The organism is Dokdonella fugitiva, assembly GCF_004342425.1.
In the GTDB taxonomy this organism is placed as follows: domain Bacteria; phylum Pseudomonadota; class Gammaproteobacteria; order Xanthomonadales; family Rhodanobacteraceae; genus Dokdonella_A; species Dokdonella_A fugitiva.
The window spans coordinates 1-13,518 of record NZ_SLWQ01000015.1 but is presented as its reverse complement, the minus strand read 5'-3'; the positions used below and the strand labels follow the sequence as shown (position 1 = coordinate 13,518).

General features: G+C 70.3%; 13 protein-coding genes. 6 read left to right on the top strand and 7 right to left on the bottom strand.

The genetic code is table 11. The features are described 5' to 3' along the window. Positions 1-15: 15 nt before the first annotated feature. The gene (locus EV148_RS17620; protein ID WP_132000171.1) at positions 16-1,920 is read left to right on the top strand and encodes an HAL/PAL/TAL family ammonia-lyase; all 1,905 of its coding nucleotides are present in this window, start codon (positions 16-18) and stop codon (positions 1,918-1,920) included. Between the two features lie 139 nt (positions 1,921-2,059). Beyond that, complete coding sequence (locus EV148_RS17615) at positions 2,060-2,356, top strand: GIY-YIG nuclease family protein (protein WP_132000212.1); 297 nt, start codon at positions 2,060-2,062, stop codon at positions 2,354-2,356. A gap of 186 nt (positions 2,357-2,542) precedes the next feature. Here the strand turns inward: EV148_RS17615 and EV148_RS17610 are convergent, their stop codons facing one another. The 3 genes from EV148_RS17610 to gloB form a co-directional block, all read right to left on the bottom strand. After that, a complete protein-coding gene (locus EV148_RS17610) occupies positions 2,543-3,325 on the bottom strand; it encodes an enoyl-ACP reductase FabI (protein WP_132000170.1) in 783 nt (260 codons plus the stop codon). Between the two features lie 92 nt (positions 3,326-3,417). Further along, positions 3,418-4,740 carry a transglycosylase SLT domain-containing protein gene (locus EV148_RS17605; protein ID WP_241988143.1) on the bottom strand — a complete coding sequence of 441 codons (1,323 nt, stop codon included), beginning with the start codon at positions 4,738-4,740 and terminating at the stop codon, positions 3,418-3,420. Further along, positions 4,740-5,498 carry a hydroxyacylglutathione hydrolase gene (gene gloB, locus EV148_RS17600; protein WP_132000168.1) on the bottom strand — a complete coding sequence of 253 codons (759 nt, stop codon included), beginning with the start codon at positions 5,496-5,498 and terminating at the stop codon, positions 4,740-4,742. The genes EV148_RS17605 and gloB overlap by 1 nt, the downstream gene beginning before the upstream one ends. Before the next feature lie 192 nt (positions 5,499-5,690). Here gloB and EV148_RS17595 point away from each other — a divergent pair, with 192 nt between their 5' ends. The 3 genes from EV148_RS17595 to dnaQ all read left to right on the top strand — a co-directional run bounded on the left by EV148_RS17595 (position 5,691) and on the right by dnaQ (position 7,702). Beyond that, positions 5,691-6,383, top strand: coding sequence for a methyltransferase domain-containing protein (locus tag EV148_RS17595; RefSeq protein ID WP_158287534.1), 693 nt, complete (start codon positions 5,691-5,693; stop codon positions 6,381-6,383). Beyond that, positions 6,380-6,835 (top strand): ribonuclease HI, encoded by a 456-nt coding sequence (gene rnhA, locus EV148_RS17590; protein WP_132000166.1) that lies wholly within the window; start codon positions 6,380-6,382, stop codon positions 6,833-6,835. Before EV148_RS17595 ends, rnhA begins: the two co-directional genes overlap by 4 nt. A gap of 135 nt (positions 6,836-6,970) precedes the next feature. Continuing rightward, positions 6,971-7,702 carry a DNA polymerase III subunit epsilon gene (dnaQ, locus tag EV148_RS17585; protein ID WP_132000165.1) on the top strand — a complete coding sequence of 244 codons (732 nt, stop codon included), beginning with the start codon at positions 6,971-6,973 and terminating at the stop codon, positions 7,700-7,702. 148 nt (positions 7,703-7,850) lie between these two features. On the opposite strand, the gene EV148_RS17580 is transcribed toward dnaQ, so the two are convergent. After that, the gene (locus EV148_RS17580; protein ID WP_132000164.1) at positions 7,851-8,555 is read right to left on the bottom strand and encodes a PP2C family protein-serine/threonine phosphatase; all 705 of its coding nucleotides are present in this window, start codon (positions 8,553-8,555) and stop codon (positions 7,851-7,853) included. Between the two features lie 183 nt (positions 8,556-8,738). On the opposite strand from EV148_RS17580, the gene EV148_RS17575 reads away from it, so the two are divergent. Further along, positions 8,739-10,445, top strand: coding sequence for an amidohydrolase (locus EV148_RS17575; protein ID WP_132000163.1), 1,707 nt, complete (start codon positions 8,739-8,741; stop codon positions 10,443-10,445). Positions 10,446-10,928: 483 nt separating this feature from the next. On the opposite strand, the gene EV148_RS17565 is transcribed toward EV148_RS17575, so the two are convergent. The 3 genes from EV148_RS17565 to EV148_RS17555 all read right to left on the bottom strand — a co-directional run bounded on the left by EV148_RS17565 (position 10,929) and on the right by EV148_RS17555 (position 13,311). Further along, positions 10,929-11,249, bottom strand: coding sequence for a PGPGW domain-containing protein (locus EV148_RS17565; protein WP_132000162.1), 321 nt, complete (start codon positions 11,247-11,249; stop codon positions 10,929-10,931). A gap of 182 nt (positions 11,250-11,431) precedes the next feature. Then, positions 11,432-12,094 carry a hypothetical protein gene (locus tag EV148_RS18580; protein ID WP_158287533.1) on the bottom strand — a complete coding sequence of 221 codons (663 nt, stop codon included), beginning with the start codon at positions 12,092-12,094 and terminating at the stop codon, positions 11,432-11,434. A 308-nt stretch (positions 12,095-12,402) separates the two neighbouring features. After that, on the bottom strand, positions 12,403-13,311 hold the full coding sequence (locus tag EV148_RS17555) for a hypothetical protein (RefSeq protein WP_132000161.1): 909 nt from the start codon (positions 13,309-13,311) through the stop codon (positions 12,403-12,405). Positions 13,312-13,518: the final 207 nt, after the last annotated feature.

Here is a 13,518-nt window from a genome sequence, read left to right as displayed (position 1 = left end):
TCCGGATATGAAGCCATGACCCACTCGATTCTCCTCGACGGCAACAGCCTCACCCGCGCCCAGGTCGCCGCCATCGCGCGCGGCGCGAGGGTAGGGCTCGACCCTGCGCAGCTCGCGCGCGTGCAGCGCGCGGCCGACTTCCTCGCCGACAAGGTGAGCTGCGGAGAGCCGATCTACGGCGTCACCACCGGCTTCGGCAGCAATGCCGACAAGCTGCTCGGTGCGCACCGCGTGCGCGACGAACTGCCGGGTGGCAACCCGCAACCGCGCAGCGAGACCTTGCTGGAGGAACTGCAGCACAACCTCGTGATCACCCATGCGGTCTGCGTCGGCGAGCCGTTCGGCGCGGACGTGGTGCGCGCGATGCTCGGCATCCGCATCAACACGCTCATGCGCGGCCATTCGGGCATCCGCGTGTCGACGCTCGAGGCGCTCGCCGCACTGCTCAACCGCGACGTGATCCCGGTGATCCCGCAGAAGGGCTCGGTCGGCGCGAGCGGCGATCTCGCGCCGCTGTCGCACCTCGCGATCGTGCTGCTCGGCGGTGGCGAGGCATTCTTCGGCGGCGAACGCCTGCCCGGCGCGGAAGCGCTGTGTCGCGCGGGGTTGGCGCCGGTCAAGCTGTCGTTCAAGGAAGGCCTTGCGCTCAACAACGGCACCACGCAGATGCTCGCGACCGCGGCGCTTGCGCTCGAACGCCTCGGCGAACTGCTCGACACCGCCGATCTCGCCGCGTCGATGACGCTCGATGCATTCGCCGGTCGCAGTGGCGCGCTGCGCGAGGAAGTGCACGCGCTGCGGCCGCACCCGGGCCAGGTCGCGACCGCCGCGCACGTGCGCGAGCTGCTCGAGGACTCGACGCTCGTCGACATCGCCTACCACCTCGTGCCGCGCTTCCGCGGCTGGTCGGCCGAGGCATGGAGCGACCCGCAGGACCAGCAGCAGGGCTTCGACATCGCCTGGGACTGGGTGCCGCCGTCGCAGCGCCACGGCCGTGAGGCGTTCTACCAGCGCTTCCTGCCGTTCCGCGGCGGCAAGAAGCACCAGCCACAGGATGCCTACTGCCTGCGCTGCATGCCGCAGGTGCACGGCGCGGTGCGCGATGCCTACGAGCAGGCCTGCTGCATCGTCGACATCGAACTCAATGCGGTCACCGACAATCCACTGATCTTCCCCGACGCGCCGGATGCGAAGGTGATCGAGGAGCAGGTGATCTCGGCCGGCCACTTCCACGGCATGCCGCTCGCGCTCGCGATGAGCTACGTGAAGGCGGCGATCCCCGTGCTCGCCTCGATCTCCGAGCGCCGCCTCAACAAGCTCGTCGACCCGGCCACCAACGACGGCCTGCCGGCGTTCCTGATCGGCAACGAGGATGCGACCGACTCCGGTTTCATGATCGTGCAGTACACCGCTGCCGCGCTTGTCAACGACCTCGCGACGCGCGCGCATCCCGCTAGTGTGTACTCGGTGCCGACGAGCGCGAACGCGGAGGACCACGTTTCGATGGGCGCGAACGAAGCGCGGCATGTCCTCGAGATGACCGAGGACCTCGCCCACGTGCTCGCGCTGGAGCTCTACACGGCAGCGCAGGCGCTCGACTACCGCCAGGACATGCTCAACGCCGCACGCCGCCTCGCCCAGCGCGGCGACTGGCGCGCGCTCGCCGCGAAGGTCGCGAATGCACCCGACACGACGCACCCGACGCGAGCGCAGTTCGAGGCCGAAGTGCAGGCGCTCGCGAAGTCACTCGCCGAAGCTGCCGACTTCCACGCCGGCGCAGCGGTGCGCGCCGCGCACGCGAAGATCCGCGAGCGCATCGCGTTCATGGCACGCGATCGCGCGATGGACGGCGACGTGAAGGCGATCTGCGACATCGTTCGCGAAGGCATCCTGCCGACGCGTCGGCGCGACGACCGCTGACAGCGGCTCGCCGGGGCGAGAAGCAAAATGGATTCCCGCTTTCGCGGGAATGACGTCCAGGTAGCCCGAAGTCCCCCTCGACGTCATGCCCGCGAAAGCGGGCATCCATTTTGTTTTTTCGAACGAATACGAGGGTCGAATGGCGATTCGCCAACCCGCGGTCTACATCCTCGCGAACCGGCCGCGAGGTACGTTGTACGTTGGCGTGACGGGTTGGCTGCGCCAGCGTATCCATGAGCACCGCGAAGGGCTCATCGACGGGTTCACGAAGCGCCACGGCGTGAAGGCGCTCGTCTGGTTCGAATGGCATGCGGATTTCAATTTTGCGATCCGCCGCGAGACGCAACTCAAGCCATGGAAACGCGCGTGGAAGCTCGAGCTGATCGAGACGGCGAATCCGCAGTGGCGGGATCTGTGGGCCGACATCGCCTGGTGATCTTCGCTCGTAGCGTCGTCGCATACCCCAAAATGATTCCCGCTTTCGCGGGAATGACGTCGAGTCAGGTTGTGGACCCGTCGGGAAACGGCCGGGAGTGGGTACACGCCCGGAGTCCCCTCGACGTCATGCCCGCGAAAGCGGGCATCCATTTTGATCTTCGACGACCCCCGAGGCCCGCCAACCTCAGATCCCGGTCATCCCGAGCGTGTTGTAGCCCGCATCGACATAGGTGATTTCGCCCGTGATGCCCGAAGCGAGGTCCGAGCAGAGGAACGCGGCCGCATTGCCGACCTCGTCGATCGTCACGCTCCGGCGCAGCGGCGCGTTTTCCTCGACGTGATCGAGCATCTTGCGGAAGTTCGCCACGCCCGATGCCGCGAGCGTCTTGATCGGCCCGGCCGAGATCGCGTTGACGCGCGTGCCCTCGGGACCGAGGTTGTAGGCGAGGTAGCGCACGTTCGCCTCGAGGCTGGCCTTGGCGAGGCCCATCACGTTGTAGCTCGCCAGCGCGCGTTCCGAACCGAGGTAGGTGAGGGTGAGGATCGCTCCGCCGCGGCCCTTCATCAGCGGACGTGCGGCCTTCGCCAGCGCGGCGAGGCTGAAACTGGAGATGTCGTGCGCGATCGCGAAGTTCTCGCGCGTGAGGCCGTCGAGGAACTCGCCCTTGAGCGCTTCGCCCGGCGCGAAGCCGATCGAGTGCACGAGGATGTCGAAGCCGTCCCAGTGCTTGCCGAGGTCGGCGAACAGCGCTTCGATGTCCTGGTCCTTCGACACGTCGCACTTCAGGACGATGTTGGAGCCGAACGCGGTCGCGGCTTCGTCGACGCGGCTCTTCAGCTTCTCGTCGACGTAGGTGAAAGCGAGCTGCGCGCCTTCGCGGTGCATCGCGTTGGCGATGCCCCAGGCGATCGAGCGCTGGCTGAGGATGCCCGTGACGAGGGCGCGCTTGCCGTGCAGGAAACCCATGTGCTCTCCAAGATCGTCGCAGCGGAAAGCGCGGATTCTACCAGCGCGCATTCCCCCGGCGGGCGCCGTGCGGCCGCGTACGGCCGGAAGGATCAGCCCGCGTCGAGCCGCAGCTTGTCGCCGAGGTGCAGCATGCGGCCGGCGTGCGGATTGAGCTGCCGCAGGCGACGCAGCGGGATGCCGTAGCGCCGGGCGATGCCCGACAGCGTATCGCCGGCGGCGACCACGTGCGTGCGCGCGCCGGACGGGGCTTCTTCGACCGGTTCGGCTTCGTGCCCGGGCAGCAGCAGGCGCGTCGCCGGCAGCACGGTCGCATCCTCGCCGACCGCGTTGGCCGCGGCGAGCACCGCGACCGGGATACCGAGCTGGCTCGCCCAGCTGCCGATGCCGCTCGTGCGTGCGGCGCGCTCCTCGCGCCAGTCGTTCCACAGCGTCTGCGGCAGCGCTTGCGAGGCGACGAGGAAACGTTCGACGCGCGTTTCCGGCAGCAGCAGGCGATGCGGCACGCCATCGGCCATGCGGTTGCGCCGGTACGCGGCGTTCCAGCGCTTGAAGTCGTCGATCGGCACGCCGGCGAGCCGCGCGGCGAGGCGCACGTCCATGCCCGCGGGCAGCTCGGTCACGCGCAGGCGCAGGTCCGGCCCGGGCTCGGGCAGGGTGACGTGGAAGCGCGCGGGATCCTCGACGATGCATGCCAGCGCGAGCAGGCGCTCGAGGTGTTCGTGCGTGATGCGGTTGAACGCGAGCCGGCCGAGTTCGCCGGCATCGAGGTCGCGCGCGTCGCGGTCGCCGAGCAGGCGCTTGACGCGGAACTCGCCGCTGTTGAACGCCATGTCGGCGAGGCGCCAGTCGGCGAACTCGCGGTAGTAATCGCCGATGAGGTCGAGCGCGGCCTGCGTCGAAGCGAGCGCGTCGAGGCGGCCGTCGTAGTCCTTGCGCACGACGAGGCCGGCGGCGCGCGCCGTGGCCGGGACGATCTGCCACATGCCGGCGGCCATGTCGCCGCGCGTCGCGATCGGCTGGTAAGTGCTTTCGACGTACGGCAGCATCGCGAACTCGCCGGGCAGCCCGCGGCGTTCGAGTTCGTCGATGACGAGGCCGAGGAATGGCAGCGCGCGCTTCCAGCTCGCCACGAATGCGCGCGGCGACTGCGTGTACGCCTTCGCCCAGCGCTGCACGCCCGGACTGTAGTCGCAGCCCTGCATCGCGAACAGGCTGCGCAGCCGACCCCACAGCGAGCGCTCTTCCGCGGTCGCGACGGGCGCGGGTGGCACGGGCGCGGTGGTCGCGGGGGCGGGCAGCGGCGCGGGTGGCGCCGGCGGCGGCGCGTGCGGCGCGCGCGTCGGTGGCGCCGCGCACGCGGCGAGCAGGAGCAGGCCGCCGCCGAGCAGCGCGGCGCGCACGTCGCGACGCATCACGGCGCGGGCATCCGGAATTCGTCCTTGCGCCGGCGCAGTTCGGCGAAACGCGCGACGCGGTCGTCGACCCCGAGGGTGTCACGCAGCGCGGGCGCGTCGATGCGCAGGAACGGATTGGTCGCGCGTTCGTCGGCGAGCGTCGACGGCACGGTCGGCTCACCTCGCGCGCGTCGCGCGGTGGCCTGTTCCGTGCGCGCGGCGAGCGCCGCGTTCGAGGGGTCGACGGTGCGCGCGAACGCGCAGTTGGCCAGCGTGTACTCGTGGCCGCAGCACACGCGCGTGTCGTCCGGCAGTGCGGCGAGGCGCTCGAGCGAGGCGAGCATCTGCGCCGGCGTGCCCTCGAACAGGCGTCCGCAGCCGACGCTGAACAGCGTGTCGCCGCAGAAAAGCACGCCGGCGCCATGGAAGGCGATGTGGCTGCGCGTGTGCCCGGGGACCCCGAGCACGTCGAAGGTGAAGGCGGGGCGTTCGAGCATGACGCGATCGCCGTCGCCGACGCGCACGTCGGCAGCGGCGATGCGTTCGTCGTGCGGCGCGTGAACGCGGCTGCCATGGCGGCTGGCCAATTCGCGCGCGGCACCGATATGGTCATTGTGATGGTGCGTGAGCAGGATAGCCTGCAGGCGCAGGCCGCGCTCGGCGAGCACGCGCTCGACCGGTCCGGCCTCGCCCGGATCGACGACGAGCGCATCGCCGCCCTGCTCGAGCAGCCAGATGTAGTTGTCGGCGAGCGCGGGCAGGGCGGTCAGGATCATCGGCGCCGGACTATAGGCCAGCGTCGCCGCCGCTGACGTTAAACGAACATTAGGCCGGCGCCGCTCGCGTTACACTGCGCCCGCCGCGATGCGGTGTGCGACGCGCACCGGTCGCGAAGGATCGATGCCAAGTCGTTGATCCGCGAAGAGTGTCGCCGAAGGCGACGAATGCCACCTGGAATCCGCTGCCGCGTGATCACCGGTCCCGACAACCTGTTCGTGCTGCCCGAGTTCGAGACGCTGTTGCGCGACGAACTCGCACGCCTGCCGCCGCTGGTGCTGCGCCAACCCGCGGGTGCGGCCCTGCTGCTGCAGGCGTGCGCGGCGAATCGCGCGCTGGCGGCGGACCTGCGCCACCTGAGCGCGACGCGCCTGCACGTCGAGGGTAGCGGCTTCGCCGGCGACGTGCGTTGCGCGGTCGATGCGCTGCCGTACGAAAGCGATGCGTTCCAGTTCATCGTCGTGCAGCACGCCGCCGACGCGCTCGCCGCGCCGGAAGCGCTCGTCGACGAACTCGCGCGCGTGCTCGCGCCGGGCGGCACCTTGTTGTGGTTCGGCCTCAATCCCTGGAGTCCCTGGATGCTCTGGTTGCACTGGCAGGCGCGCCGTGGCGTCGCGCTGCCGCACGCACGCCATCCCGACGCGCTGCGTCGTCGCCTGCTGCACGCCCAGCTCACGCCGGGCACGAGTTCGACCCTCGGCACGTGCTGGCCGACGCCCGTGGGGCGCGCCGACGGCGCGCGCGTGCTGGCGCCGCTGCGCGGCGCGTGGATGGTGTCGGCGTCGAAGCAGCGCTCGGTGCTGACGCCCCTGCGCCAGCGACCGCTGCGCGCGGTCACGCCGCGTCCTTCCCTCGCGGTGCCGAGCCGGCGCGTGCGTGCATGAGCGGCGCGAAGCCGGTGGTGGAACTTTTCACCGATGGCGCCTGCCTCGGCAATCCGGGGCCGGGCGGCTGGGGCGCGCTGCTCCGCTTCGGTGATCGCGAGAAGGAACTCAGCGGTGGCGAGGCGCAGACGACCAACAACCGCATGGAACTCATGGCCGCGATCGCCGGCCTCGAGGCGCTCACGCGCCCATGCAAGGTCGAACTCACGACCGATTCGCAGTACGTCAAGCGCGGCGTCGAGGAATGGATGGCGCGCTGGCGCGCGAACGGCTGGCGCACGAGCGACAGGCAACCGGTGAAGAACCGTGACCTGTGGGAGCGCCTCTCCGCCGCACTCGCCGCGCACGAGGTACGCTGGCATTGGGTCAAGGGGCACAACGGCCATGACGAGAACGAGCGGGTGGATGAACTCGCGCGGCAGGCGGCGATGCTGGTTCGAGGGCTGGGCTGAGGGGCCGAGGGTTGCAAGCGTCGCCGCGCGCGGCTTGCAGTGCACGCCGTTGTCTTGATCCACCAAAGCCTTGCCAGAAGAGCCGCCGTCCTCCACGCTCCAGCCCTCAGTCCTCAGCCCTCGTACCAGGCCGCAATGCGCCAGATCATCCTCGACACCGAAACCACCGGCCTCGAAGTCCAGCGCGGCCACCGGGTGATCGAAATCGGCTGCGTCGAGCTCGTGCAGCGCCGCCGCACCGGGCGCGAGTTCCACACCTATCTCAATCCCGATCGCGAGATCGACGAGGGTGCGCGTGCGGTCACCGGCATCGCCGACGAGTTCCTGCTCGACAAGCCGCGCTTCGCCGAGATCGCGCAGGAATTCCTCGACTTCATCGACGGCGCCGAGATCATCGCGCACAACGCGAGCTTCGACATCGGCTTCCTCGACGCCGAGCTCGCCCGCGCCGGCATCCCCGAGCCGCGCATCGGCGCGCGCGCGCAGGTGCTCGACACGCTCGTGCTCGCGCGCGAGAAGTACCCCGGCCAGCGCAACAGCCTCGACGCGCTGTGCAAGCGCCTCGACATCGACAACAGCCACCGTGGCCTGCACGGCGCGCTGCTCGACGCGAACCTGCTCGCCGACGTCTACCTCGCCCTCACCTCGGGCCAGGGCGCACTCGGCTTCGGCGACGAAGCGGTCGCCGGCGAAGTGCGCGTCGCCGCCGAGCTGCGCATCGTCACCCGACCGCGCGTGCTGCGCGCGCTCGACGCGGAGATCGTCCTGCACGAGGCACGCATCGCCGCGATCGACAAGGCGAGCCGCGGCGCGTGCGTGTGGCGCCGTCTCGAAACGGAAGCCGCGCCGATCGCCGCCACCGCGTAGGGCGGGCCTTGCGCCGATGCCACGACGGCGAAGAGCAACGTAGGGTGGATCAAGGCGCGCGAGCGCGGGATCCGCCGCTGCGCGGCTCGATCCAGCCTATGCGTCGGGGAGCATCACGGCCTCGCGCAGCAAGCCGGCCGGCAGGGATTCAACGCGCGCGGACGAGGATCACCGTCACGTTGTCGGAGCCGCCGCCGTCGAGCGCGGCGAGCACGAGGTGGTCGACGCATTCCTGCGCCGACAGGTCGGTGCGGCCGACGATCGCGGCAATCGCGCTGTCCTTCACTTCTTCGGTGAGGCCGTCGCTGCAGATGAGCAGCTGCATGCCCGGCGTGAGTTCGCCGCGCATGCTCGCCACGCGCAGCGACTGCGGGTCGGTGACGCCGAGCGCCTGCGTGACGACGTTGCGGTGCGGATGGCTGCGCGCCTGTTCGCTGGTGATCGCGCCCTGGTCGATCAGCTCCTGCACGTAGGAGTGGTCCTGCGACAGCTGCCTGAGGCCGTCGTTCCACACGTAGATGCGGCTGTCGCCGACCCAGGCGACTTCGAACGCGCTTTCGCCGGAAAGGCGCAGGGCGGCGATCGTCGTGCCCATCGGCAGGGCTTCGGAGCGACGCGTCGAATGGCGGATGATTTCTTCGTCGGCGATCTGGATCGCCCGCACGAGCTCGGTGCCGCGGCTCACCTCGCGCACGAGCGTGTCGCGCGCGAGCGCGCTCGCGACTTCGCCGTGCTCGTGGCCGCCCATGCCGTCGGCGACGAGCCACAGGCCGAGCTCGGCGTCGGCGTAGTAGGTGTCCTCGTTGTGCTCGCGGCGCAGGCCGACGTGTGTGCTGTGTCCGAATTCGATCATGCGCGGCGAAGTCACTCCTGTTGGACCCGCGCAGCGGGCGGCAGCGGCCCTTCCCGGCGCCGTCCGGGCATAGGATGCCGCCGAGTTCGCGCCGGGCGCAAGCAATGCGCGCGCCGGGGAGCGGTACCGGGCCGGCGCCGGAACCGCTATCGTTGCGGAATTCCAGCGGAGGCGGGGACTTCGATGCGCATTGTCCACCTGTTCCACTCGTTGCCGATCGCGCTCTTCGCGGCCCTGGGCGCCGCGACCGCCGGGGCGGGCGAGCTGTTGCTCGACCACGTCGACGGCTACACGCTCGACCGCGCCGGCAAGCTGCAACGCTTCGAGGCCATGCTCGTCGCCGACGGCAAGGTCGTCGCGACGGGTTCGCACGCCGGGCTCGCGCGCCGGGCCGGCAAGGCCGACGTCGTCGACGGCGGCGGCCACGTCCTGCTGCCGGGCCTCATCGATGCACACGGGCACGTGATGGGCCTGGGTGAAATGAAGATCCGCGCCGACCTCACCGCTTCGACCTCGCTCGACGACGCACTCGCGCGCGTGCGCGCGTTCGCGACCGCGCATCCCGACGACGCCTGGGTCATCGGCCGCGGCTGGAACCAGGTCGTGTGGAAGCTCGGCCGCTTCCCGACCGCGCACGAGCTCGACCGCGCCGTCGCCGATCGGCCTGCGTGGCTGCATCGCGTCGATGGCCACGCCGCCTGGGCGAACGCGGCGGCGCTGCGCATCGCCGGCATCACGCGCGACACGCCCGATCCGCCGGGCGGTCGCATCGAACGCGATGCGGAGGGCAACCCGAATGGCGTGTTCGTCGACGCGGCGATGGCGCTGGTGGAGCGCCACGTGCCGGCGCCGACCGAGGCCGAGGCCGCGCGCATGCTCGATGCCGCGCTCGCCGAGATGGCCAGCGTCGGCCTCACCGGCGTGCACGACCCGGGCATCGACGCTGGCACTTATGCGCTGTACCGCCGTTACGCGGACGAGCACAAGCTCACCACGCGCATCTACGCGATGATCGGCGACGTCGGCGCCGACTTCGATGCGATCGCCAAGGACGGCCCGCTCAGCGGCTACGGCGACGGATTCCTCGACGTGCGCGCGGTCAAGCTTTACGCCGACGGTGCACTCGGCAGCCGTGGCGCGGCGCTGCTCGCGCCGTACTCCGACGACCGTGCGAACAGCGGCCTGCTGTTCCATCCCCCCGCCGACATCACCGCGATGATCGACAAGGCGGTCGGCAGGGGCTACCAGGTCGGCGTGCACGCGATCGGCGATCGCGCCAACCGCGAAGTACTCGACGCGTTCGCGAGCGTCTACGCGAAGCACCCCGATGCGCGCGGCCTGCGCAACCGCATCGAGCACGCGCAGGTGGTCGCGCCGGCGGACATCCCGCGCTTCAAGTCGCTCGACCTGGTCGCCTCGATGCAGCCGACGCACGCGACCTCGGACATGAACATGGCCGAGGACCGCGTCGGTCGCGAGCGCCTGCGCGGCGCGTACGCGTGGCGCACGTTCCTCAAGCAAGGCACGCGCATCGCCGGCGGTTCGGACTTCCCGGTCGAGTCGGCCAATCCGTTCTTCGGCCTGTACTCGGCGATCACGCGCCAGGACCATGACGGCCATCCGCCGCACGGCTGGCACGCGGAGCAGGCGATGACGCGCATCGAGGCGCTGCGCGCGTTCACGCTCGACGCGGCCTGGGCCGGCCACGCGGAAGACGCGGTCGGCACGCTCGAGCCCGGCAAGCGGGCCGACTTCATCCTCGTCGACCGCGACTACTTCAAGGTCGCGCCATCGGAGATCTGGAAGACGCGCGTGCTGCAGACCTGGGTCAGCGGACGGCGCGTGTACGCCGCCGACGCGCCCGCGGCGCCACCCGCGGCAAGGCCCTGATCGAAATCGACGAAACCACGCACATCACCCCTGCCGCTCGCGGGCCTGCGCCGAGGCGGTCGAATCCGTGGGAGCACCTGTCTTCACCGGGTCGACGCTTCGAAAATTGCTGGGCGCAGCCCGCGAAGCGGGCGGAGTCGATGCGCCCGCCGTCGAGGGCAATGGCCCTTCGACTGGGTCTGCGGCCTGCGCTCAGGGCGAACGGATGGAGTTGTGCGCCGCGAAACTCTACGCCTCTGTCGAGATTCGGTCGGCTCCGTGGAACAAAGGGAAGCCGGTGGGCCAGAAAGCCCCACGCAAGGTCCGAGACATTTGGGCGATCCGCAAACGCGCGTACTCGAAGGACATTCCGGACGATCTGGCCGAACTCGCGACGGGCGCAAGCGCCGCAGTAGATGAAGCCGGCTCCCCCAACGATTGTTGGCTGCTGAGGCGCGCAAGCGCCCTATCCGCCGCTGCACGGCTTGATCCAGCCTACGCGACTCAGCCCTCAGCCCGCAGCCCCCGCCGCCACCTCCGCCCCGCACGCGCGACCGCAAGATCGATCCGGTCCATCACCCGCGCCACGAATGCCGATTCCTCCGCGAGCAACACCGCGCCCGCGAGCATCACGAGCAGCCCGGGCCCCGGCAGCACGAGCATCGCGATGCCGACCACGATCATCAGCGACGCGCCCGCCATGACCGCATAGCGCACCCATCCCGCCGCGCCGTCGCGATGCGCGCGGCGATGATGTGCCAGGAACCGCTCCCCGCGCGGTACGGCGATGAAGGCGCGCCAGCGCGCCTTGAGAGTGTCGAACATGGCACTTCCACCTATGCGGTTCACTTCATCGTGAACGACCGGTCCTGAACGGCCAGTATCACGCGACGGCCGATCCGCAGCGTGGCCCTCGGCACCTCGTCCGACGGCCCCTTCTTGCACGCGCCAACGCGCATGCCTCGAACGATGGGGCCGGGTTCTCGCCGGGACTGCGCTCCGGCCGTTCAATGCCCGGCACAACACTCCGCGTACAGCCGGCGTCCCTCGGCTTCGGCTTGCGCGAGCGTGGATGCATCGAGCGGGCGCGCACTGCGGTCGAGCAACCAGGTCATCTGGTCGCGCTCCATCCCGGTCAGGTCCGCGGCCTGCAAGGCGGCATAGGCGTAGGCGTGGGCGCGCGCCGCATCCGCGGCATACAGGTTGATCGTCGGCGCCTCGCCGTAGGCGCCGGCGAGGTCGACGAGCGCGGAGGTGTCGCCGCGACGCACTGCCTCGTCGAGGTAGGCGCGTGCCTTGTCGCGACGCGCGATCGCTTCGTCGACGTCGGCGACGACGGCCGCCACGCCGTCGTACTCGCCCATCGCGAGGCGCGCGTACTCACGCATCGCATAGGTGTCACCCGACTGCGCGGCGCGATCGATCGGGTCGAGCCAATGCGCGAGGATGTCGTGCGGCAGGGCTGCGCAGGCGGCACGTCGTTCCGCATTCTCGTTGATCCGCTGCATCATGTTGGCGCGGCGTGTCTCGCGCTGGCTTTCTGTCCAATGCTCGTCCGTCGCGTCCATCATGATCGAGCGGCGATCATCGTCGTCGGAGGCCTCGGCTACGCGCAGGCCATGGGGCGTGCACAAGCTCAGTTGCGAGGACAGCGTGATCGCGGCCTTCATGTCGCCGGCGTCCGCCCACCCGCGAAGTTGCTGCACTGCTTCGCCGAACGGCGTGCGGTAGTCGGGCCATTCGTGCGCGGGGACCCCGGGCGCCGACGGTCGTGCCGCGGCTACGGCCGGCGGCGCCGCCGGGCGCGCCGGGGGCGACGCGGCGGGCGAAGGGGCTGGGGCAAGGGCAGCGGCGGCCGGCGTCTCGACACGCGGCGCAGGTGCGACGACGTCCGCAGTGCGCTCATGCCGCAGCGCGAGCCATGCGCCCGCGACCAGGGCGATACCGGCCGTGGCGATCGCGTACCGCGGGAGCCGCTTCATGGCGCACCCGGCGACATGCAGCAGGCAGCAAGCGCACGAGCCGCGCTGCGCGCACGCTCGCGCGCAGCGTCGTCGAGTGGGGCGGCCGCTTCGTCGAGCAGGCGTGCCAAGGCATCCGGCGCCAGTTCGACCGAACGCGGCGTCAGCGAGTACGCATACAGATAACGATAGGCGGCTTCCGCGTCCTCGGGGTAGAGCGTGCCGTGCGCATGGTGCAAGTACATCTGCTGCAACGCGAGCGCGTCGCCGCGCGCGAGCGAGCGTTCGAGATAGTCGCGTGCGATCCGCTTGCGCTCGCGCAGTTCCTCCGCATCGACGATCGCCGAGCGCGCGCTGTAGGTCGCGAACGCAAGGCTGCCGTACAGCGCCTGCGCGTCGGCGTCACCGAGCGCGGCGGCGCGTTCGGTCCAGCGGAACGCGAGCGGCCACGGATCCTTTTCGTCGATGCCGCCCGCGTTGGCGCAATCGCGCGCCCTCTGCGCCTGGTTCGCCTTCAGGCGCGCGAGCAGGGCATCCGGGCCGAGCGGATGGTCACCCTCGTTGAACACGACCCCTCGCGCGGTCGCTTCGACCACCCACGATTCGAGCTGCGCGTCGTCCACCGGCACGTAGCCGTTGCATTGGGCGAATGCGCGACCGAGCCGCGCGGCGGCACGTGCGTCGCCGCGCTCGGCGCGGCGTTCCAGTTCCGCGCGCGCCTCGACGAAAGGGCGATCGTCGAGGTCGCTCGCGGCTTGCATCGAGGGCGGGGCCGTGGGAGGGGAATGCGGCGAATCGGCGGGCGCCATCGCGCCCTCCGTGCCTGCGCGCGTCGGTGCGTCGGCGGCGCCGGGAGCCGTGGCAATGTGCCGATACAGCAGCGCTACACCCGCGATCGCTGCCAGCGCCAGCACGATCCATCGCATGCGTCCGTGATCCATCACATCCACCCCGTCCCTTTCCGTCGATGCGAAACCGGCTTGTCGTCACGAGCGTCGGGCGCGCGCCTCAGCCGGAATCTACCCGATTTCGCCCCAGCTAAGGAAGGTCTGAATAAGCCCTCGCCGCCCCATGCCAGAAGCACGATTTGCAGAACCGGCATCGAAACCTGGCGCAAAGTTGCCAAAATCTCG